Below are 21,921 nucleotides of genomic sequence, written 5' to 3' on the forward strand. Positions count from 1 at the left end.
TCCTGCATAGAGAATTTCAATGAGTTCCGAAATATTTGAGCAAGCAATATAATTTAAGCCAAGCGACCACTATTTGCGGGAAACTTCAACTTCAACTCTATCGTTTCATAGTAAGTGCCCTTTAAACTGACCAGCCACCCGTGTACACTATGGCACCTTAGTCATTGTCAGATTTATGAACTGTGACCTACATATCGGGAGCAACCTTGGATGAAAACAGATCCTCTCTCTGAGAAAATATATTCTCTCTCTGAAATGAAGAATATAATTAATCTTCTCATTATCACTGTTATCGATGAAGAACATGATGCTATCAATTCATTTTTTGAACCAACTGGAAGGATTGTTGGAAAGAAAAAAAGGCTTGAACATAAAGAATATTATGATTACTCCCAGTTGCAGGATAGTAGTGGTCACGAATGGCATATAGCAACGCTATTTATTAGGAAGCAGGGAAGTGGTCCTGCACAATCAATGACAACTTTAGCACTTCAATCATTTCCCAAACTTCAATGGGTGCTACTCTGTGGGATTGCTGGAGGTGTTCCTGAAATGTCGTTTACACTTGGGGATATTTATCTTACTAACTACATGCATGACATGACGGTGAGTTCAGCACTAGATGGTAAAGATTCTCTATATAGAACAGGTGGAGGCCCTATCGGCAAGCATGTTGATTTTATCGCAAAGCTAACTGAGAATAATGCTTTCTTGAATAACTGGAATAGCAAAGAAATTTTGGGAATGGACCGACCTCAAGTCCAGCTAACTAAAACATATAAAAATAAGTCTTTCTATGGAGTTACTCGTTGGAGGAAGGAAGTTCACAAAACAGTTTCATATCATTTTTCAGAAGAGCAAGCTAAGCGCTTACCTCTAATTACTGCAGGACCCGCTTTCAGTGGAAACGTTCTCATGAAAGATCCTGATCTAATGAAAAAATGGTTGGATAAGGCCAAAGATACATATGCTGTCGAGATGGAACTTTCTGGGGTTTATGATGCAATCAGTATATTTGGACCTAAAGTAAATCTATTACCTATACGAGCTATTAGCGATATTGTGGGATATGTTCGGACGGATGACTGGAAAAAATATGCTTGTAAGACAGCCGCATCCTTTACCTGGCATATGGTAAAAGCTGGCATACTCGACCCTAATATGAAATTTCTATTTAATAGTATGAGGGATAAATCTTCTGAAACTTCGAAATATAATTGGGCGTCTAAACTCTCTCCTCACATTGAATCGCTACAAGACTTGTCCGCTGATAAATTCAAAGAATCAATTAAATATTTTTCACGTCTATTTTCATGTTTGATTACAACAAGTGATGCTCTAGCTAAAGCTATAGGATTTGATGAAAAAGAGAAAGAAGAGGAATTGTGTGACAGACTATGGGATTTCATCAAATCAATGAGTGCTGAAGAATCTCTCATCACTAAATGTCCATTATTTGGTCCACCAGGTTCAGGTAAGAGTTCATTACTTTCATTACTAGCTCTGATGGCACAAAGAGAATTTGAGAACAATGATAAAATAAAAGTCAACTATATAAATCTCCACGAGTGCGATGAGGTTACGGGACAAGATAAGGACGAGACTCAGACTAACGCAGTCGTGAGAATGACTGAAATGATTAATAAATTAGGTGAATTAAAAGAGGATGAGACTCTCTACTTATTTGCAGACGGATACGATAAGCATCCACGTGATAAAGTACCTGATTTTCAGGAAAAATTTTTACACCGGATCAGCCAGATCTCGGGTATCAAACTTTTTGGAATAGGGTTTCTAGATAGAGAAGAAAGAGCACCGACCCAAGCTGAGTCAGGTAGTCAAGAAGTTCCTGTTGATCCAGATGAACCCGAAAATATTTCCTTAATTTTCAATTCAATAAACATAAATCAATCAGATGATTTTTGTGATCGTTTTATCGACCTTCACACTTTTCTCAATGATAATATGATACTGAATGTTGAAAAATATACTGATCTAAAAGTTAATCTCACGAAAACAAAGCTGAAAGAGCGAGTACTAAAAGTAGGCCTTCATAGACTGGATCTTTTCAGACTCAATATTATTGCGACTGCCAACTACACAAAAAAAACTAATTTCACATCTGCTTTGGAAGCATACATTAGGAAAGAAATTCAGGCAAGGATTTTAGATGTTTCACCGGAGTCAGAAGTTGATGTAGATGCCAAGTTGTTTTTGGTTTCTCAGTATCTTTATGCTCAAGATGTGTTGAGTAAAGGTGGAGAACCAAAGGACGCTGAATTAGCGGCAAAGAGATATCGCATCAAATTCTGGGGGTTATTAACTGGCCATCCAATTATTCGAACTTATTTTCATGCTCGGTATGTGATTCTTACATTACAAAGAATTGGCGTTGAAGTCCCCGAAAGATCTGTAACAACTGATTCTTATCCGGTCAATGCTGTTAAGAACGCAGTAAGGAAATGGAAACTCGCTGGGCTAGACGGAAAATTGTTCAATGATATTACTAACATGCATTGCAAAAATATTATCAATCACCTTTCGGCTCAGAAAAAAGAAGACTTATACAGAGCAATTGAATGCATTTGTGATAGTAACGATGTATTGACCTCGTTTGATTTTACCCATTTATGTTACTTACTAGGTAGGCTGGATTCTAAAGACTTAGATGCGAAATCGTTACTACGGAGATTATATGATAACTATTTCTCTTCGTTGGAAGTTTTTGAGAATGCATTTGGGGAAAAATATCTCACGAAAAGTGAAGACAGATTAAGATTCAACATGTTGCAATGCTCACTCATTATTAGTCTGTTGTATCGCCCCTCTTCCAATGATGATGAAATCAAACTATCAAAAGAATTTTTGAAAAAAATGCGTAATAAGGATTGGTGCGATACCATTAGTGAATTCCATCTAGCATATTATGGAGATACTGATTTTTATTATAAATTCACAAGTCATTTGTCAGACAGAAAAGATACATTAAAAAAGAAACAAACTCTAGAACCATACTCGCACACATTAGACGCATTAGAGCCTCGGCTTCAAGATTCTATAAGGTCAGGCTCAACTCAGCATCATCAACTGTTTGACATTGAAATGGCGACATTATGCGCTTTAGCAAATAAGCGTCAAAAGCGAATGCGAAATCGTATGGAGCAAGAAAAAAGAGAAGGTGATATACGAGAAAATAAAGGTGTTGTCCCAGACGGAAAAATAGAATGGACTATGGGGCATGATCAGAGTCAAGATAAGTGTCGGGAGAGAATGCGAATCCTATTAAAAGAGTATTTGGAAAAAACCGATGTTGAAAGCAATTCTACAAATATCACAAGCAGACCCGTCACACCATATGCAAGGATGACTCAGCACTTTATTCAACCAGAGGAGCGAACTACACCTTTCATATATATTTCAAAGATGTATGAATTAAAATACGATACGCCACGGTCTGGATGGATGCGAAAGTTAAAACTTAAAGGCAGAGTTGAATCTGTTGCTTCACATACATGGGGGACTATGCTCTTGGCAGAAGTATTGTTACCTGACCAGCCTCCTCAGATTTTAGAATTACCAGATAGGGAAACTTATTCAAAAGATAAGATTATTCGCTTACTTTTGATTCATGATGTTGCTGAAGCTTTCACTGGTGATCGACCATCAACCATGCCAAATCAAAGTACACGTTCTGCACAAGAGAAGGAATTCATTGAAGAACTTTCATTTCTTGGAACACTTAGTGGTATTAGCGGTTTTCAGTCAATTGTTGAAGGTTGGGATTGTGTTGAGGAGGCCAGCGATAAAAGTGAGATTAATGGTCGTATCGCAAACTTCTTAGATAAACTAGAAGCCCTTATTCAAATGACCATCTACTATAAAATTTACTCGGATCAAGCGAAGAATACTGAATGGCGACTTTTTTATAAAAAACTTCGAGGCGATGTTTACAGGGCAGCAGGAAATACTCGATTTCTCACTGATATCATTGATATTTGCTCGAAGTGGACAGATGACGAAATAGACTTACCACATGACTATCCACACCATCAAGATGCATTCAAAGACATCAAGAAGTATTACCCCTCGATACATAAACAAATTGATCTAATTACAAAAAATAGAGAGAAAGTTTCTGTTTGGGAAATGCCTGATCAGAAACAAAATGAGGAGTAGATTAATGCAACAAGAACAACATCTGGCATGGCTTCAGTTTGAATCACTTTCTCGTGAGTATCAAGCATTGAAGTCAGAACAATCCGCAAGGATTGGTTTTCGAGACAACTTACTTTACGTTACATTGGGTTCTCTTGGTGCATTATTGGGATACAGTTTCTTTTCGCTAGAGCAACTAGAAGTAAATGCAGATCGTGCATTAGCATTATTAGCCGGACCATGGATTACAATTATTTTAGGATGGACTTATTGCATAAATGATCGTGTGATAACTCAAATTGCAAGATATGTAGAACTAAATTTAAAACAGAAAATGCAACAAATTGAAGGCTTAGATCGCTGTGCTCCATTTGAATGGGAAATCCTTCACCGAACAGATGAAAATAGATTTGCTAGAAAACTAATGCAATTAATTATTGATTTATTTGCCTTTCCAATTGCGGGAGTAACTTTTATTGTTCTTTCTTTGAGCCAATCTTATTTGAGTCTAGGTGTTATGGGTACTACAATAGCAGTGTTCGAAGTTTTACTGCTATTAGTGCTTACTTGGCATATTATTGCGAATTGTGGTTTATTGAAAAAAACTTGAAAACAGACAATGAACTTAAACACTACAAGTTGAAATATGGATGAGCATCCGGCATATTCAACGATAATACAAGGACGACTTGAGTGTCTGGCTACTGGAGATATAGGCGATAAGTAAGAAATGTTAAGCATTTTATCGACAGATTGTGCAAAAAATGTAGCGGAGATATCGAGGCAAAGCCGCAGAGTTTATGCATGCCTCTTAGGTGCCGAAGGCTCAGGGAAAACACGCTTTCTCGCCAAATTGGTGATCCTGGGAGAATCCAACCGTGCATCATTGCTGACAGTCACACCAACTGATCAGGTTAGCAAGCCTCATCAGTGGGCGATTACTCAGAGTTATACAATTCTGCAAAACATTTGTACGCAAATGCCTCACAGTACGCTGGATGGATTTGATAGATTGATCCGTCTTTCCGTCGAATCACCCAGCATTTTGTAGCCGGAAACAGCAAAGTTTTATTAGGACATTGAATCACACCACAGAAAAGTATTTTCAACTGTGGGTTCTCACTAATCAGGGTACTTACATGGTCTCGTTCCGCTGAGCTGACTGGCTTTACTTTTCGCTCACCATCTCCGTGAATAACAATCTTGCGTATCGTATTGAGCATATCATCTGACTGTTGCTCTGATCCACAACAGCTTGCATGGAATTCGAAAAGTGTGCCATCCTCTTGTGGACAGATAATTCTGATGACGGATTCCAGCTTGCATCTTCCGGTTTCTTTGAGTTCGCCTAACGTTGTCATTTTCATTTCTTTTCTGAGAATAAGGTTTAAAAACACCCGTCTTCCGGTCTTGGATGACCGGCATGCCAATCGGCTACGTAACAGGCGACGGGGGAACCTGCCACGACCTTGCCTGCAAGCGTGGGATTTCCCCACTCAACAAGGGTTTTACTTGCAACATCGTTGCTACCCACGCACTTCTAAAAAGTGCGACAGCCGACTCAAATGAGTCAGATGTATCAGAGTTCTTTCAGCCATTACACAAATTAAGAGAAGGATTACCAACGGTCTTCATACAGGTCAATCCTCCGAAACTTCAGATTTTGGAACGGTGAGATCGTTGATTGTCTCGCAATCCCAGCAGAACAATTGGAGTGCTAGATTGTCTTCATCCACTTCTACGTCCCCTATTTCGATGTCCTTCGAGTTGCAAGTTGGACAAATGAAAAAGTGATTGTTAATGAGACATTTACGCCAGTAATACTTTTCAATCATAGGATTGTTTCCAATTTTTGTGGTCATGGTCATCGTTTGCTTTACGAATGGTGATTAGAAAAATACATCTTTTAAAAACTAACTCAAGAGCAACTTCTCTGACTCGACCTTAAACACAACGGCAACAGAGGAAATTCAAAAAACAACGGTGTAGAAATAGAAAAGACTGAAGACGCCCTGAAGGAAATGAAGTAGTATTCTTCAAAAGATGTCCGCACTCAGATTTCCGAAATTGAAGATCGACATTGTGAGAATCTCCTATTTTGTCTCCAGTGATCTGGAAAACTGAAAAAAGTGCATTAAATTAAATTCGTTTTTTTCAATATATTTTCTGTCATAAGCGTCGATACCTCGGATGAATCCCTACTCATGCAGTCGTAGGAGGAGCAATCTTGCCAGCGACTGCTTTCCCTTCCTTCGCATCTTTGATAACCTCGGCCAGCCGATGCTGACCAATACGAACGTTTTGCTCCTCAATATCGCAGCCGATAAAACGACGCCCGAGTTCGTAAGAAGCTATAGCATTGGTAAAACTTCCCCCAAAAGGGTCGCAAACCATCTCTCCTGGATCTGCGAAGATTTCGACAAGATCACGGGAAACATCGAGCGGCTGTTGCCAGTCGTGGAAATCCTTTTCCTTTTTGTGAGCCCAGCGAAGATCAGTGAATCCCTGTCGCCCTTGGTATGGCCCCTTCGCAAACACGACAATCGGACGCCACCCGCCTCGTCCGCCAATATGTCGGATGTAAGTCTTTCCCGAATCAATCAAGAGAGAGATTGTCCAGACATACTCCAGATGTTTTGCCAGTGCAGACATGATTTGAGGAAGATGAGAAATCCCTGTGTAGCTGACTAAAACGCCGCCTGGTGCGAGGATTCGTGCAGCAAATATTCCCAGATCCTCCCACAAAGGCAGTGCTGACTTAGCATAGGGCGGGTCCGTGATAACCAGTCGAACGGACTGGTCGGTCATGTTCAGGTCACGAAAATCCGAATGGAACAATTTCACTCCCTTTAAACATTGGCTTGGAACGCTGGAGTTGATTCTCTGTTCCCTTCGCTTCCTTCGAACCAGCCCCTCAGCATCTCGCACAGTCATCGATTTACGTGGAACATCATCGCCAAGTTGTTTCATTGCTTTCTGGGCTCGACCAGTGGTTCGCTTGTTCTGTGTAAGAATATGCGGCAAAGGATATGTCCCCCCATTTCGACGGCGGGTACGTTCCATTCGTGGAATTTCCCCCTTTGCCACGAGTTCATCCCGTACGCTCCTCACTGTCTTTTTGGTTGTACCGCAAATCTCCGCAAGCTGTGTGTTCGACATTTCTGGATCACTCCTGAGTTCATTGCCGATAATTCGGCGGCGTTCCTGGCGGCTGATCTGGCGACGAACGAGGTTGACTGAAAGTGCAAAACGACGTTTTTCCTTCTCAGTCATTTGTCCCACTGTTTGCACCTTGAGCGGTTCTTTAATTTTCAAAATGCTGTGAGCCAATTGTCGATGATGACCATCGAGGATATTCCCGTCGCAGTCTTGAATGATAGGCACCTGAACCTGTTGCTGTTGTTGAATACTTTGCAGGAGAGCAGCGAACTCGGATTTCGACATCCAGCCCAATACTTGGAACATCCCCTTGTCTTGGGGTGGGTAATTGTCGAGGATCATCTGGTTTTCGTTGTTCATGATTAAGATTCCATAATGTGTGTACGAACCTGTTTTTTCAAAATTGCAAACAGCCGAGCTACTTCACGTGTTGATTACTGAGGCAACCGATCTACTCGCTCTTTCGAAACTGGAAAAACGTAGCGGCACCCACCCTTCGCTCGTTCACCGCAAAAGGCTTCCGCAAGCGGACGTATTTCATTGCATTTCGGGCAACGCTTTTTAAATCTGGCTGATTGTTTTTTATTGATTACCCATCTAATCAACTCTACATGGGATGCCAGCACAATATATGACTCTCTCCTGCCATTGCGTTGATGAGATCGAGTACGGATCATATTTGCCGATGTGAGACTTGCTTTTGCCCAATCAACTGCATTCATCCACTTGGGACGCCCATTCACGATTCGCCTGTCCGCCTTGCTGAAGATCGGGCCAAAGATCTTTTCCACGATGGCAAGAAATTCGTCATTACGAATCCAGCCTCGATGCTCTTCCAGGACTCGCAGCAGGAGTTCCTTGTAACTGGCAGCGCTGATCTCCTGATTAGCATTCGGCCGATGCATCTCTTGCCAGGTTTTAGGATCTGATAGATCATAAGTTTCGTATTTGTGAGATTGTTTCAATTGTTTATTCATTTGAATGACCTTCTGATGAACGCACAACAGATGCGAAGTATGGGAAATAGAAGTGGTTGGCTTAGATTTAGGCTGGGCCAACCACGAGACGGTTAAGATTGAGTAGTTCAGATCACTCGTACATCGTGATGCGTATATCAGAGAGTGGAAGATTAGAAAGCCTTCCTGTGAATTCGATCACACTCGGATGTAGCGGAAGACAGATATCTCCTTTGAGATAAGCTGTCGCCAAATAATCGCATACGCCGTAATGCATTCGTTTTAAAGTGAGTTCAGCGAGTTCGGGTGCTATGTCAAATAAACCATTAGCGTCTTCTGTGAGATTGTCGAAAAATACTTCCCGAGATGCATTTCCTACATATTGCAGAATTCGAACTACATCCTCGTCAGTGAGCGAGTCGAGCGTTGTCGTTACGTCTGCATCCAGGTTTATAAATCCGTCTTCGATATGTTGTCGGACAGTCTCCAGTGAAGAGGCTCCAGGATCAATAACTCGTAGGAATTCGAGTATCTTGTCGATAACAGAATCGTGGTAAGGTAGAAGTTGCTTAGAATGCATCTTAGTCAGTAGAGCGAATTCTTTCTCCAGTTCACGAAGCTTGCTCTGTGAAGTCTTAGAATCATCTTTGGCTTTTTGAATCTCTTTTGACGTGGCAGCGAGTCTTACCTGCAAATGTTCTCGACGTTGCGTTTCGTCGGCCAGTGATTTTTGGAGAGATGTAAATTCCCTTCGAGTCTCACCAGCAGTACGATGTAAATCCTCTGCAAGATAAACTTTTTCCTTCGGTAGAGAATTCCTCAAATCCTGAACAAGTTTTTGGAATCGTTTTTTTGTTTTCATTGTTTTATCCTTATTAGATTGGACCTTTTGCGCAGACCGAAAGCGCACGGGAGGTATTCTGGTTCTCGTAAAATGATTCTGGGATCGAGAAAGTAGTGAGCAGTAATCTGTTACTGGCATCCATAATTGCCTTGTCGCTATCACTGCTCTCGTTTCTTACGTGTCCCTCGCTTCTCACGTTCAGGCCACTCGGCTTAGGGCTACCCTTGAGTTGTACGTAAGGGCGACGGAAAGTAGCATCACGAGCGATCTTCTGGATCATGGTCTTTAGCGGCGGTCTTGCCACTCGCTTGACCATTCGCTTGCTTTGTAAGGCTTGCTGCTTTTCATTGTCCAAGCCGATACAATCCATTTTCTATCACCGGGATCGCCCGGCAACAAATCAAACGAACCATTGCTCAAGACAAGCCGATATGTGCTGGGCTGTCCATCTTCGAATTCAAATTCAACAAAGGAAGCGTTTCGCTTTATTCGGACATGGGACGCATTCTTTGTCTCGGCCAAAATTGCGTCAGCCAAGCTGATTGGGAGCAAAAGCCGCACAGCACCCGCATTGCATGAGGCGTATATCATTTGCTGGTCGTTCCACTCGGATTTCCAATAATTGGTCTCCACAATATCCTGGCCGTCATTCTTGTATTTGAGCATCACTTTTGTCTCCGATCTATGGGATTACATTGACAGTTGCACGTCCTACACAACCACTGCGTAGGGCCTTGCAGTCTGGCCGCAACATGGAACCAGTCGCCTTGCAATGCACAGAGCCACCGTATCTGTAACCGTACCTGTAACCAATCAGGGAGAGGCTTCGAAAGCGAGCGAATCCGACCGATTGGCCGATTGCTGAGAAACGGCTACATGACAATTCGCTCCCTGGAAGGTCGCCCTGGTTTTGAATCTGCATCGGGCTTTGCAGGCTGGTTGCATGTTGCAGCCAGTCGCTTTTCAAGGTACCGTGGAACTGTATCTGTAACCGTACTTGTAACCATGCAAGGAGAAGACGTGTGGCAGTCAGTAAATCCAGTCAGATTCGGGTATTACTGAGGGAACAACCGGACCTCACGTCCAGCGAGATTCAAACTGTGTTGGCAGATCAAGGAGTCGAAGTCAACCGCAATCTCTGCAAGGTCGTTCGGCACCGAGAGCAGCGCTCGGCGGCGCAAGACAAGCCCACGACGGAGCGTCAGCTCCGTCGTGGGGAGACAAGAATGGGCGGAAAGGTATATCGGCTCAGCAAAGAAGACTTGGCTGTACGTCGTTTCATAGAGAGGTATGCAAAGAAATTAGAAAACCCTGGCCTCGAACTTCATGTAATGGATGGGAGACTCATTCGAATGCAGCAGAAAGTTTGTCAATGGCTCGAAGCTGTCTCTACCAGAAGTGCCAGGCGAAGAAGAAAAGACATCCTTGATCAGTTCATTACTGAGCTTTGCAGGCAATACCCCAAACCAGAAAAGATTGAGGGATTACCACGGCCAGTAATTAGAAAGAGGCCATTCAAGAATAGAAGTGATTCTGCCCCACGAAGGCAGCTGACAGAGGATGAACGAGAATCTCGATTGCAGAACCGGCCAGCCAAGGAAGAATCAGATGGCTAACAGAACCAAACGCCACAACACAATGATTCGATTTGAAGAGAGTGAGTGCGCCGATCAAATTGGCTGCACCTGTACCGAAAACGCATGAAATCATCAAAGGGGCAGCGACATGAACGTTGGAGAAGAAATAGCCGCCGAGTATCTGAAGTGGGTGTACGGTTGCGATTTTGTTGAACCGAACCTGAAGATTCCTGAAGTGCAAGGAGAAATTGATGTTGTTGGCATCAACCTTCGTGACAAAAAGGTCTACGTTTGCGAAGTTGCTGTTCACCTCGAAACAGGGTTGCAGTATGTGAAGAAAAAGCGGCCTGACAACGTGCCTCGATTGACGAACAAATTCGACAAGGGGCTCACGTATGCCAAGGTATATTTCCCCGATTACGAAGTTGTACCAATGTTCTGGTCGCCGATCGTAAAGAACCAAACGGCATCAGCAATGTACAACCAACTTCGAGATGTTTCCGAAATTCAACAGTTCGTCGAAGAGCGTTTTGGGCTTCAACTCGAAGCCGTCATCAACGATGACTTCTCACGACGACTCGATGAATTGAAGGAAGTTGCACTTTCGAAGACGGAGGAGTTGACGTCACCCATGATGCGTTTCCTTCAGATTGAAAAGAAGTTGGCGAGGCACTTGTCAAAGCTGAATCGCCACGGCGAGCAGTGACTTCCCAACAGGTTAAGAAGCCAATTCCCGAACTGAATAATCAACAATTAGAACGTTTCAGAGATGCTATGTTTGGTCTTCCAGTTGGTCTATTGTATTTTTCTCATCTGGGGGAGATAACATTTCAATCAAATTACCTGGTCGTGAGATAACAATGGCGTCAATCACGTCTTGAAGGTCAAGCAAACCTTGAATGAGGACATCATGTTGATGATTTCGCCGGGCATCGTCCCACACAAAGGCAATTATTTTTTTGTATCGTGATCCCTTCACGAGATACAGGCTATTATCCTGGGCAATTTCTCGGATCATGTCTTGTGATGACGTAGTAGACCGCCAGAACTTGACCTCAATTATAAGTTGCATTGAGGGAATGCATATGTCGGCACGTGGCTGGAGTGCCCCAACCTTCGGTGTGTATTCCTCATCCTTTAAGTCAGGAAACAGTGGTGCGAGTATCACCCATAATAGGTTTTGTACGTGGTACTCATTATCAATGTGCCATTTTCGAGCTTCCGCTCCCTTTCGTTTTGTTCGTGGTGAGTCTTCCCACGTCCAGAATCGCATTCCTGCTTCGACTCGCCTCAGCACATTACCCAAGTCTTTTACCGTAATCCTGCTCAGGTCCAAAGTGGGAGATTTCGAAGTAATGTATCTGAGAGCACACAACCGAATGGCAGCTAGAGGAGTTGTAACCACACTGTCGTGATGAAGTAAATCCGTCAAGAGTTGGATTTCGTCAGATTCTGAATTCATCAGTGGCTCAACATCCAATAGCCCCTTGGATCGCAGCATCACCCGAACATCGGCGCATTGAGGATCGTCCAACCTGATGACACTGTGATTCGGTTGAAAAATGGCTGATGCTGCATCTATGAGTGCCCTTTGGAATGGCACGACAGCAAATCCTGCCGAGGCCGACCGACAGCGATCAATCCATTGATGGATCTTATCAGTGAGGGGTTGTTCTTTGAGGGATACAACGCCACGGGCAATACCCATCAGAGCAACTCCATCCGTCACGAACCCCATCAGGGTACCACCTGTCACAAAGGGTTCTTTGCCACTTAGGACATCCAGCCCTTTACGTAACGCATCTAACTGTATCTCGTCGCACATCGTCAACTCGGCTGCATAGCCAAGTATTGCAACTTGCTGGTAAGTACGCTGTGCTCCACTTGCCGATGCCGCTGCATCAATATTTGATCGAATTGATGAAAGCGGCATACAATCGGGAACAAGCCACGATGCGAACACTTGCTCCAATGGATGTCTTCCTGCCGAATTCGTGATGATTACTTGCAAGCTCTTTGACGCATCTGCGAGGAGAAGATCTTGAGTTGATGTCATAGGAACCACCTCGTCCCTCCGATGCGTCCGAGCATCACACTTGGATTCCAATGTGAAACTGTTCCGAGATTTCCAAGTAATTTTGCAATCAGTTCCGAATAGAGAATAGTTACCGGAAGTGGGGATGGGAAGAAACTTCGCCAAGAATGAGATGAAAACGTATAGACCTGTCGAGTCAAGTACGTCATATCATGGAACGTGGAGTTTCTTCCTAAACGCAGGAGTACCGGACGGGGAATTCCGTCTGTTGCACGTTTCACATCTCTGGCCCCAGTTAAAGTCAGCAGAACCTCGTGGCCCGACATTCTGAGAAAGTGGCCACGGTCTGGAGCAAGCACTCCTTTCGTACCACCTGTCTCAAAATCTCGCACACCTCTCTGAGCATTATCGAATAATAGAAATGGGTGGTCTTCTACAACATGGAGAAAGGCGAATTCGACATCGTACTCACCGAGTGATTCTACTATGCTCTTAACGGCCTCGGCTTCGGCATCCTTGAAAGGTTTGAAGGCATGGAAGACGAGTCGGACATGTTCACCTTTCTGCCAGTTCATGCTCCGAGCTAATTCAATCATCGTCTTTTTCAGCGATACGAGCAACGTTTGTTGGTAATCATCGTATGGAACGGCTTGAGAAACGTTTGAGAGGCAGTAATTGCCCTCACCGGTGAACACTGTTGTGATACCAACGACTCGTTCACTTCCTCCAAGACGACTGGTTCCGCTTTCGGCACTGCCGAGTCCGATGACCAGTTCATGTGCAATCGTTGGATTCGCCTTCAAGAGCCAAGGGATGCCACCAAGTTTTGAGTAAGTCGCCAAAGCCATATTGTTCAAGGCGTATCCGATTCGAGTGTCAGGTAGTTCTGCTGTTTCGATCTCAAATTCTTGTACGGGAATCTGGTGAGTGAGGAACTCAACCTTCGAAACGAGATAGGGGTTCTCATCGCCATGTAATTGATGGAACGAGTCTTCCGTTTGGACAAGAGCCAAGTCCCACTTCTTTTGCCCATCATTTTGAGACATCAGAGCTTTATGGACAGCACGTTTGTACTGATCGGCAGAATCACCCTCCGTCTCGAAAAAAAAGATGGAGGCGTCATCCAAAGCGTATTTACGAATAAAACCCGCTGCAAAAGGGGGAGTTTTCTTCGAGTTTGGAGGCGAAATGCCTCTGAGTAACTTGTGGATGAATTGCTCGACTCGACCTTTTCTTCTTGACTGACACACCACACAGATGCGTGGCTGTGTTGGAGTAAATATTTGCGACGTGTAGGGGCCAAAACTGTTGAGTCCCCGATCATGCCAGATGTCTGTACTCCCCCCCGCAGGATCAAAAACATAAACCGGTTTTGGGGCGTTCCGAATTGTTGGAAGCGGATGCTGTTTGCTCCCCATCAAGCTGCCGAGACTGAATGACACACCAGGAACAAGATTAAGAGACTGTTGTCCGAGGTAATTCGCAATAGATTCAAATTTAGCTCGTCGACTTGGTCCCGACCTAAAAGAAGCGAGTAATTGTTCAAGTCGGTTCTGAACATGGGGTGCTTGATCGCTATAGGCGAGAGCGATGCAGTCATTGAAGTTAGTCCAACTACGTTCGAGCCAAACCTCGCTTGATGAGACAGTATCTCTATCATGTTCATTAAGGTCTGTTAGAGTCAGGGCGTCTCCTTTGACATGCTCAACCCGCCCAACAAGTGAGAGCTTTGGTCGAATTCGTGAGTCTGAAGCGGGCTTGTGTACTCCAACGTAGCGTCCTATCAGATTTAGACCATCATCAATAAGTAGATTGCAATTACGATCTATTCTCTTCTTCGTCCGAACTCCAATGGCAACGCCTAACAACTGCCTGTCACGTTCAAACCCAAACTTTCTTACCGACAATTCAAATGAAGGACAGACGCCCAACCAATCGGGGCATACGATCCCGTTTGGAGTAGATTGCGCAAGAAAATTCTCTTTTTCAAAATCCGCAAGAAAGCAAAGTGGTTCAAACCGAAAGACCTCTCTCGGTAGTTTAAGAAGCATTTGCAGCAAGGCATTTTGAACAAGATTCGCCGCAAACCAAAGATGTTCACTCAAGCAGATTTCCCGTGTTGAATCACCGAGTGGCTGTTCTCCGTCGATGAAGGGGATCGACCATATCTCAGTTCCACCGGCTCGCCGAAATACGTGCGTATTACTGTATGACGAGCGAAGAGAGGCAAGTTGTTCTCGGTCCTCGTAAGGAAGCACACCAACATTGACTTTGGCGTCATCGAAGATTACAGGCAGTACATTGAGCGATAACTGAGACGTCACTACGATACTCCATCAGAAGGTAGGCGAGCGAATGTGCCTGATGAAATCAGACGTGTGAATTGCTGTTCAACTCTTTTGGGCATCGATCCACCTCGAACTAATGTTCCCAATTCCATGTTGATCGTGAAAGCTTGCTGAGTAAGGTTGGCTGATGACAGAAACAGCCACTCGCCGTCTGCTACGGCGCACTTGACATGCAGGATGCCGGGCTTGTTTTTCTCACTGAGCTTTCGCTTCTCCTTCGGCCAGTAATACACCGAGGAGCAAGCTTCAACTTGTGCCCCCAAGGCTCGTAGGGTGCTGTACTCGTTCTCACCACCCAGTTTGTCTGGCGTTTCGACGATTACGGTGAGCTTCACGCCACGCTGGGCCGCTTTAACAAGAGCCTTGGCTATGTTTGGGATCGAGTAGACGGCGAAGCTGACGAGCGTAATCCTCTCTTGGGCTGAATCCAAAAGTTGTAATATCGCCTGCTCAGTTCGACGGAACGGAATATCACCATCGTCTGGACCAGTCCAAACTAGTTCGACAGTCTGTGAGTCTCGATGCTTCTGCTCCGAAAGAGCCGCTGTCTGTAGGGCAATGGCAACAACACTCTTATCGAGATCAGGAGCCTCGTATTGCCAGCAATCGATAAAGGACAATGCTCGGTCCCGATGTTGATGGTGCGGAATTCGCTTGGTGACTGCCGCCTTCAGGCTCGTTGTGCCGGACGAGAAAATCGCCGCCGCAACGGTTTCAACCGTACTGGTTGGTAAGCTACTCGCAAGAGCCGTTGCAGCTTCAACGATAATATGATGTGAGTTCATAGATTATCCAAAAAAAGCTACGTCTGTTCGTTCCATCGTAGGGGTCAGGGAAGCACGGTCCAGATACTTGTTTCCTCGTTCGCAAGACGTTTCCGGCAGGAATGAACAAGCATGACATGAAGCTCCATGAAGCGTGTCACCTCCACCGACTTCATGCTCGGAACACAATGGGTCAGAGGAACACAAGCTAACTTTCTCCAATGCCCGCTTGATGTGTCTGTTGAGCTTTTCGGGTTCACCCAGGGCACATAGACCACCTAAGGTTCCCTCGCTGTCAGGAGCAGATGTGTAGATCAAAACGCCTGCCATAGCCTCGCCGTCGTCTGGATTGCGAGAGTAAATCCGTTCCGAAATTGACGCTGACGTGTAGCCGCATTCGATGGAAAGCTGACGAATCAGGGCGTGAGCAAAGGAATGCAACAAGACGAAGCGAATACCAGGATACCCACTATCAGGGTTCGGGATATTCTTCGATGCTTTCCAGCCGGTGTGTGCCCGCTCAAACTCACGTTCATACACGTGATTCTTCTTAACCCACTTCCGTATCATCTCCTCACTGAACTGAAAGAAGATACCCTCGCCCCGAGTTTCACTGGCAGGCAACCACGACGGCTTCTTTCGTGAGATATCGGCCCGACGATCTTGAGGGACATCCTTCGGATTATCAAAGTCTCGTGGAGACATCAGCCGTGTGAAACCAACCAACGACCGAACTTCCCGTAGTTTCTCTACTAGAACAATTTTATCGAAGTAGGACGTAAAGTCTTCTGGTGGATCAACCGTGCGAAGCTTGAAGGAACGCCCCTCTTTGGCTTTTGATGGGTTGATGAAGACCTTCCACTCGGGGGCTTTCAAGTCGTCTGGGTCTTCTTCCTCCCTGCCTGTGCCAGCCTTCTTTTCTTCGAGCTTTTGCCAAATCTGCTCATCGGTATATTTGCTGAGATCTTTTAATTGGCCAATGTCTCGAAACGCCTTCAAGACTTCAATGGTAGCTGCCTTCTCTAAGACGGCCCAGTTGTCTTCAATTAAACGTCCCAGATCATCAGCCGCTTGTGGCACCGACAACGCCGAAATCACAACTGGAAACCAGAGGTTGGATGCACCAAGGGCAATGGGTCGCACGCTATCACAATCGCACCCATTCGGGTCGTTATCACGCAGATGAGGACGACGTGCTTTGCAACTAGTCATGTTCTTTGACCCAACCGGCCCGATAGCTTCAGCCATCCTGCGACGACTTTCACACTTATCACAGACAATGGTGACATCGGCCATCTCACCGGATGGCCCAAACTCGAACATTCTCAGCGGCCCATTGCAATCTGTTGTCCCACGATGAACGAACTCCAACCACGGGAAATCATCAAGGTGTCCATGATCACATGTCACCAAAAAGCGTGCAGGAACAACCATCGGAGGACGGCCCTGTGTCGTGCAGTTGTGAACGTAACACGCTTTGTCTGGGCGATAGGGTGGTTGTTTCGGCTCGAATAGTCCTGAACTCAGCGGTGCGAGTAGTCGGCATTGTGACCGAGTACAAACCATCCAGCGTGGGAAAGGTGCGACAGGAACTCCGATCTGACGAGACTCATCAAACCAGTTGGTCTGCGTACCCACAGATTCAGGGCCACGAGGAGGTGTCAGGAATCGAGTGACCTGTGGTCCTAGAATTGACTGTGCGGACCGCAGCAAACGCTCTTCAGCGATTTCGGACGAGTGTGAGATCGGCCAATCGTCCAGTCCCATTACAATCACAGACATATTAGGCAGATCGACCAACGATCCAATACCATAAGTCGTTAGTATTTGACTGGGGCGTACTTCGCCGACTTCCGACCGTCGCATTTGGGATGATATGGTACTCATTGTTCGATCTCCGGTTGGTCGGTAGTTTCAATTTCTTCATTGTCATCAGAGTCACGACCATCAAGTCCTCCATCACTGAGGATGAACTTCACTGGTGGTTCTACTTCACGTAAAGAATTCAAACAAGTAAATTCTTCCCAGCGTTCCAACCCTGGACTGTGGAGCAAGTTGACCGTCGTGCCTTTTTTCGATCCTTCTCCAAAGGGTTCTCGGTAGGTCAAAGTACGACCACCTGTAGTATTCTGAGCTTCAGCTTGCCAGAGGTCCGCTTTCTTCAGAAGTTCTGCTCGACAGAAATCTCCTGTCACAGTTCCATCGCCTATCAATTCAGCTCGTTTGGCAATTGTGTCAATCGCATCCTGAATGTATGGGTTGCTCGTTGTGATTCGAGCTGCTGACTCATTTGGGTTGAACTCTGTCCCACGCAAGCGAACCATCGACACGAGCAGCCCGGCAAGTCCACGTTGTAATGAACCGGGTGAGAATGGAGTTACCGACAATGGCTCTACGTGCTTGTAGAATGTCGAGTGGTAATGCTCGAAGGTTTCATAGTGGGACATATCCCGTGGCCGTGCCCAATTGAAGACGGTGCAAACAAAACCAGGGAAAGCACGACCGACACGACTGGTCGCTTGGATGTACTCGGCTGTCGCCTTGGGCTGACCGCCAACTACCATCAGTCCCAATCGGCTCACGTCCACACCGACCGAGATCATGTTCGTGGCAAGCAGAACATCGAGTGGTTTCTTGGGGACATTTTTATAGTCCTTCTTTTTGAACGCCTGTCTGCGTTGTTCTTCAGCCTCAGGATCAAAGATCGCTTCCAACTTGTCGAGAATCTGAGGGATTTCTTCTGACCGCATTCGACTCGTCAATTCAGCCAGATAGTCACCGCTAAGATACCGCTTAGCCAAGCCTCGTCGATCCTGTTTGCGGGCACGGGTATTGATCGAGTCGTCAACAAGACGCCGCATTCCACCCAGTTCTCGCATCGAATTGAAATATCCCACTACTGTCATCCAGGGATCAACTGCCTTGCCATACTTTTCATATAGGGCCTGTGCGGAGCAAAGCATCGAGACATATACCTGAATCAGTACGGCTTTGAGGCGACGGCCCGGTGAACAGACTCCGATGTATAATCGCCCGAAGTCTTCGTCGGTTGGTTCTCGCTGCACTGAAAAGAAGTTGTCACGCACATCAAGGCCGGGAGGTGGAAAGACGTTAACCGTTCTTAGAAACAGACTGTGTACTTGTACGTCGGCATTCTTAATTGTCGCCGTCGATGCGATTACTTTGGGACGAACCGGCTTGCCATCCACTTCCCAAGTGCAGAGCTTGTCTATGGCCGTCTCGTAAAGGCCGACCAGTGTACCCAGCGGCCCACTGATGAGGTGTAATTCATCCTGGATGATGAGGTCAGGTGGTCGTAGCGGCGTATGCTCCAGCAACTTCGCAGAAGGGAGGCCCGCTTTGGAGCGTGGATGGGAAGTAGAGTCCTCAATCTCGGGTGATTTGAAGCCGTGACGCTCACAGACACCGTTAACCTGACCGAACAACATCTGAACTTCGCCCTTCCACGGCATCTGGGCGAACTTGTCTACAGTGGCGATTAACAGTGTTGGCAAACGCCGATAAATCTCTTCGTCCACCACGACGACCGGCAATCCTTCGTCCGGTGCTTGGCGACGACTGAATAGGCATTGACCGAACTTATCACCGCAGTAGGTCAATGTTCGAGCCGAACCATGCGGATAAGGCTTGGCGTCGAGATGTTTGCCACCTTCGATGGCACTCCCACACCACGGACAAGCAGTCAACTGATATGGCGAACCGATTCCAGCACCGCCGTACTGATTACCACGAAGTTGCTTGATCGCTTCGGCAGCGTCATCAGTACGGTTGGGTGTCGTGCGACGACCGACCCAGAGGCCAATGCGAAATGGTGTCTTGCCCCAACGAGAATCGCCTTTTTCCAACGACTTGCGGCGGATATCCTCACAAGCACAGATCAAAGCTGTGGCTCGTTGGAACTGTTGGATAGTCAAAAGCCGTAGCGTGTACCGCATCAAGACAGCCATACCTTCATCGCCAACTCGTCCTGCAATTGTACCTTGCAGTCTTCGTAGTCCCATTGTGTAGGCAGAGAGGCCGAGGTAGGCTTCTGTCTTACCACCACCTGTGGGAAAGAAGAGTAAGTCGGCGATAGCGTCCGCACCCTCGCCTCGTTCGGTATGGTCGAGTATGGTGACGCCGGGAATGTTCAGCAGGATGAAAGCAATCTGGAAAGTACGCCAGCTTCGATTCCTGGGAATGTCAAAGTCGTCATAATGAGCTTCCGAACCACGACGAACTGCATTGGCAAAAATCGATTTTGTTCGCTGAAGCCACATGGCCCGGTTCATGAATTGGAAGGCTTCAAACGCCTTCTCGTCCTGTTGCAAAAGTTGTAACCCCGCTTCAATCCGCTCCAGCGTCAGACGACAGTTTTTGATAGCAACTTCAGGAGCAACACCGAATTGAGATAAGCCTTCGTCGGGATCGTTCAGTTTCTTCTCTTCACCATCGATCCATTCACGATAAGAAGTGATCAGCGGACCGAGCATCTTCGGCATTTTCTTATTGTCCGCCTCGGCCAGTTCCTTCATGTCGAGAACCAGCCCCTTCAGCTTGCCGAATGCTGAGTTCTTGTCGGCATCATCTTCGGTTGGAGGAGCAGTACGGGGAAGTTCGTGGCGGGGAATGAACTCAGTTCGGATCAGCGTAGCTCGGTCAGCAGATTCATCAGAAACTTCCGCATGAACGCTCACTCCGTGGCCGACAGCAAATTCAACCTGATTCCGGTACAGCATCGCCATCAAGTGCTCTTCGAGGTCATCGTTCGAGCCAACGGTCATCCGCTTGCAGAAAACAGGCTTACTATCGACTCCCTTAACTGTGACGACTGGCTGAAAGATATGGAACTCGTCTTTCGGTTTGCCTTCTTCCTGTGCGTTAATCAGAAACAGCGTGATAACCCAATGCGAATTTCGCTTACGGATTCGTCCTTGCAGATATATATCGTCGAACTGAGCGTCTGGAGCGATTGCTTTGATCGGACCTTCCTTGAGCGAAATTTCTTTCACACCACCCCGAGCATACCGCTGCCAGACTCGAATCGGCTTGCCGGTGCGTTCGTCGATCTGTTCTTCCCGAACCTCCCTTTTGTATTGCCCCCATGAAGCCGAGACTTTGATCGCTTTGGCATCACCCTCAACCGAGAATGTCATGCCGATAGATGGGGGTAGATGACCTGATGGAACGGGCACATCCTTGTCCGTCGTTCCATCGTCAGCAGTGTCGCTCCCACCTTCGGCTAGTTCATCGGGGATGAGGGGAATATCTTCGTCCTCTTCCTCCGATGGTGTGCCAAGGGGCTGATCGCCTGCTCGACTGGGAGCAAGTACGCCGACGATGTAGCGATCACGCACTGTGCGTTCTGTGAGTTCTTCGCTCTCGCCACCGGCAGGGCCGAGTAAATCACCGATAACCATCGCTTCGAGTTCGGCTCGAATTTCACTCTGATTGGGAATTTTGCTTAGGGCTGGTTCAACAGTCATTGTTACACGCCTTGAATCCTATGTGTGGCTAATGAGATCGAGAAGGAATCGCTCTGTGGATTTGATGAGAGTTTCCCAATCTTCAATGTTGAAATCAATTTCGTTCCCTTCATTACCACTACACATGTCAACAAACTCTGAATTCACCTTGCCTTCATTGTGCTTGAAGCAGTTCCCCAGCAGACGAACTCTCGTTACCTGCTCAATCCCCGTAAGATCGTCGCACGAGATTCCGAGATCGGTTTCGAGCCTTTGCCTTTTCTCCCCCCATCCCGCCCGATTGCCCAGCTGAATGTTTCGATCTTCACAGAGTGCGCCGAAGAAATTCTCGACGGACGAAGCTATTGTGACTGCAAGGCTTCCTAGCATAGACTGCTTGGTGACGTGCATCATGTAGGCTTGGTCGTTGAAATGGTCTGCTGCCCAATCCGCCTGCAAATCGCTCATTTGTGTCGTATCGGGCCGACTGGCTTGCCATTCTCGCACGGCAAGGTCTTCCCAGCTTTCAATGGCACTATAAACCGAATGGAGTTTCGAGCATTCGTCACGTACTATACATTGATTGAAAAACTTGTCGTCCATCATTCTCTGTGACAT

Annotated in this window: 15 protein-coding genes; 4 read left to right on the top strand and 11 right to left on the bottom strand. The window is 46.1% G+C overall.

Annotated elements, in window-relative coordinates:
* The first annotated feature begins 210 nt into the window (after positions 1-210).
* Both ACN0YN_RS06340 and ACN0YN_RS06345 read left to right on the top strand, forming a co-directional pair.
* The gene (locus tag ACN0YN_RS06340; RefSeq protein ID WP_417384157.1) at positions 211-4,176 is read left to right on the top strand and encodes an HD domain-containing protein; all 3,966 of its coding nucleotides are present in this window, start codon (positions 211-213) and stop codon (positions 4,174-4,176) included.
* Between the two features lie 4 nt (positions 4,177-4,180).
* A complete protein-coding gene (locus ACN0YN_RS06345) occupies positions 4,181-4,765 on the top strand; it encodes a hypothetical protein (protein WP_417384158.1) in 585 nt (194 codons plus the stop codon).
* Between the two features lie 328 nt (positions 4,766-5,093).
* Here the strand turns inward: ACN0YN_RS06345 and ACN0YN_RS06350 are convergent, their stop codons facing one another.
* From ACN0YN_RS06350 to ACN0YN_RS06370, 5 genes are all read right to left on the bottom strand, one after another.
* Positions 5,094-5,522 (bottom strand): hypothetical protein, encoded by a 429-nt coding sequence (locus ACN0YN_RS06350; protein WP_417384159.1) that lies wholly within the window; start codon positions 5,520-5,522, stop codon positions 5,094-5,096.
* Positions 5,523-6,357: 835 nt separating this feature from the next.
* Positions 6,358-7,674: a DNA methyltransferase gene (locus ACN0YN_RS06355; protein ID WP_417384160.1), complete on the bottom strand. Its 1,317-nt coding sequence runs from the start codon at positions 7,672-7,674 to the stop codon at positions 6,358-6,360.
* Positions 7,675-7,748: 74 nt separating this feature from the next.
* Positions 7,749-8,291: a hypothetical protein gene (locus ACN0YN_RS06360; protein ID WP_417384161.1), complete on the bottom strand. Its 543-nt coding sequence runs from the start codon at positions 8,289-8,291 to the stop codon at positions 7,749-7,751.
* Positions 8,292-8,403: 112 nt separating this feature from the next.
* Positions 8,404-9,132 carry a hypothetical protein gene (locus ACN0YN_RS06365; RefSeq protein ID WP_417384162.1) on the bottom strand — a complete coding sequence of 243 codons (729 nt, stop codon included), beginning with the start codon at positions 9,130-9,132 and terminating at the stop codon, positions 8,404-8,406.
* A 267-nt stretch (positions 9,133-9,399) separates the two neighbouring features.
* Entirely contained in the window at positions 9,400-9,780 is a 381-nt protein-coding gene (locus tag ACN0YN_RS06370) for a hypothetical protein (protein WP_417384163.1), read from the bottom strand.
* 356 nt (positions 9,781-10,136) lie between these two features.
* On the opposite strand from ACN0YN_RS06370, the gene ACN0YN_RS06375 reads away from it, so the two are divergent.
* Positions 10,137-10,730, top strand: a complete 594-nt coding sequence (locus tag ACN0YN_RS06375; RefSeq protein WP_417384164.1) for a hypothetical protein — start codon at positions 10,137-10,139, stop codon at positions 10,728-10,730.
* Between the two features lie 109 nt (positions 10,731-10,839).
* On the top strand, positions 10,840-11,397 hold the full coding sequence (locus ACN0YN_RS06380) for a hypothetical protein (protein WP_417384165.1): 558 nt from the start codon (positions 10,840-10,842) through the stop codon (positions 11,395-11,397).
* 66 nt (positions 11,398-11,463) lie between these two features.
* On the opposite strand, the gene ACN0YN_RS06385 is transcribed toward ACN0YN_RS06380, so the two are convergent.
* The 6 genes from ACN0YN_RS06385 to ACN0YN_RS06410 form a co-directional block, all read right to left on the bottom strand.
* Entirely contained in the window at positions 11,464-12,747 is a 1,284-nt protein-coding gene (locus ACN0YN_RS06385) for a hypothetical protein (RefSeq protein WP_417384166.1), read from the bottom strand.
* Positions 12,744-14,831, bottom strand: coding sequence for an argonaute/piwi family protein (locus ACN0YN_RS06390; protein ID WP_417384167.1), 2,088 nt, complete (start codon positions 14,829-14,831; stop codon positions 12,744-12,746). The genes ACN0YN_RS06385 and ACN0YN_RS06390 overlap by 4 nt, the downstream gene beginning before the upstream one ends.
* A 218-nt stretch (positions 14,832-15,049) precedes the next feature.
* Complete coding sequence (gene drmC, locus ACN0YN_RS06395; RefSeq protein ID WP_417384168.1) at positions 15,050-15,859, bottom strand: DISARM system phospholipase D-like protein DrmC; 810 nt, start codon at positions 15,857-15,859, stop codon at positions 15,050-15,052.
* A 3-nt stretch (positions 15,860-15,862) separates the two neighbouring features.
* On the bottom strand, positions 15,863-17,725 hold the full coding sequence (gene drmB, locus ACN0YN_RS06400; protein WP_417384169.1) for a DrmB family protein: 1,863 nt from the start codon (positions 17,723-17,725) through the stop codon (positions 15,863-15,865).
* The gene (drmA, locus tag ACN0YN_RS06405) at positions 17,722-21,324 is read right to left on the bottom strand and encodes a DISARM system helicase DrmA (protein WP_417384170.1); all 3,603 of its coding nucleotides are present in this window, start codon (positions 21,322-21,324) and stop codon (positions 17,722-17,724) included. Before drmA ends, drmB begins: the two co-directional genes overlap by 4 nt.
* Before the next feature lie 18 nt (positions 21,325-21,342).
* Positions 21,343-21,921, bottom strand: coding sequence for a hypothetical protein (locus tag ACN0YN_RS06410; protein WP_417384171.1), 579 nt, complete (start codon positions 21,919-21,921; stop codon positions 21,343-21,345).

Origin of the sequence: Gimesia sp., assembly GCF_048260065.1 — a bacterium.
In the GTDB taxonomy this organism is placed as follows: Bacteria; Planctomycetota; Planctomycetia; order Planctomycetales; family Planctomycetaceae; genus Gimesia.

Excerpts from the sequence above, each read along its gene's own strand:
- ACN0YN_RS06340 (WP_417384157.1), top strand. The coding sequence starts at position 211 with ATGAAAACAGATCCTCTCTCTGAGAAAATATATTCTCTCTCTGAAATG.
- ACN0YN_RS06345 (WP_417384158.1), top strand. The coding sequence starts at position 4,181 with ATGCAACAAGAACAACATCTGGCATGGCTTCAGTTTGAATCACTTTCT.
- ACN0YN_RS06350 (WP_417384159.1), bottom strand. The coding sequence starts at position 5,522 with ATGAAAATGACAACGTTAGGCGAACTCAAAGAAACCGGAAGATGCAAG.
- ACN0YN_RS06355 (WP_417384160.1), bottom strand. The coding sequence starts at position 7,674 with ATGAACAACGAAAACCAGATGATCCTCGACAATTACCCACCCCAAGAC.
- ACN0YN_RS06360 (WP_417384161.1), bottom strand. The coding sequence starts at position 8,291 with ATGAATAAACAATTGAAACAATCTCACAAATACGAAACTTATGATCTA.
- ACN0YN_RS06365 (WP_417384162.1), bottom strand. The coding sequence starts at position 9,132 with ATGAAAACAAAAAAACGATTCCAAAAACTTGTTCAGGATTTGAGGAAT.
- ACN0YN_RS06370 (WP_417384163.1), bottom strand. The coding sequence starts at position 9,780 with ATGCTCAAATACAAGAATGACGGCCAGGATATTGTGGAGACCAATTAT.
- ACN0YN_RS06380 (WP_417384165.1), top strand. The coding sequence starts at position 10,840 with ATGAACGTTGGAGAAGAAATAGCCGCCGAGTATCTGAAGTGGGTGTAC.
- ACN0YN_RS06385 (WP_417384166.1), bottom strand. The coding sequence starts at position 12,747 with ATGACATCAACTCAAGATCTTCTCCTCGCAGATGCGTCAAAGAGCTTG.
- drmC (WP_417384168.1), bottom strand. The coding sequence starts at position 15,859 with ATGAACTCACATCATATTATCGTTGAAGCTGCAACGGCTCTTGCGAGT.
- drmB (WP_417384169.1), bottom strand. The coding sequence starts at position 17,725 with ATGAGTACCATATCATCCCAAATGCGACGGTCGGAAGTCGGCGAAGTA.
- drmA (WP_417384170.1), bottom strand. The coding sequence starts at position 21,324 with ATGACTGTTGAACCAGCCCTAAGCAAAATTCCCAATCAGAGTGAAATT.
- ACN0YN_RS06410 (WP_417384171.1), bottom strand. The coding sequence starts at position 21,921 with ATGTCACAGAGAATGATGGACGACAAGTTTTTCAATCAATGTATAGTA.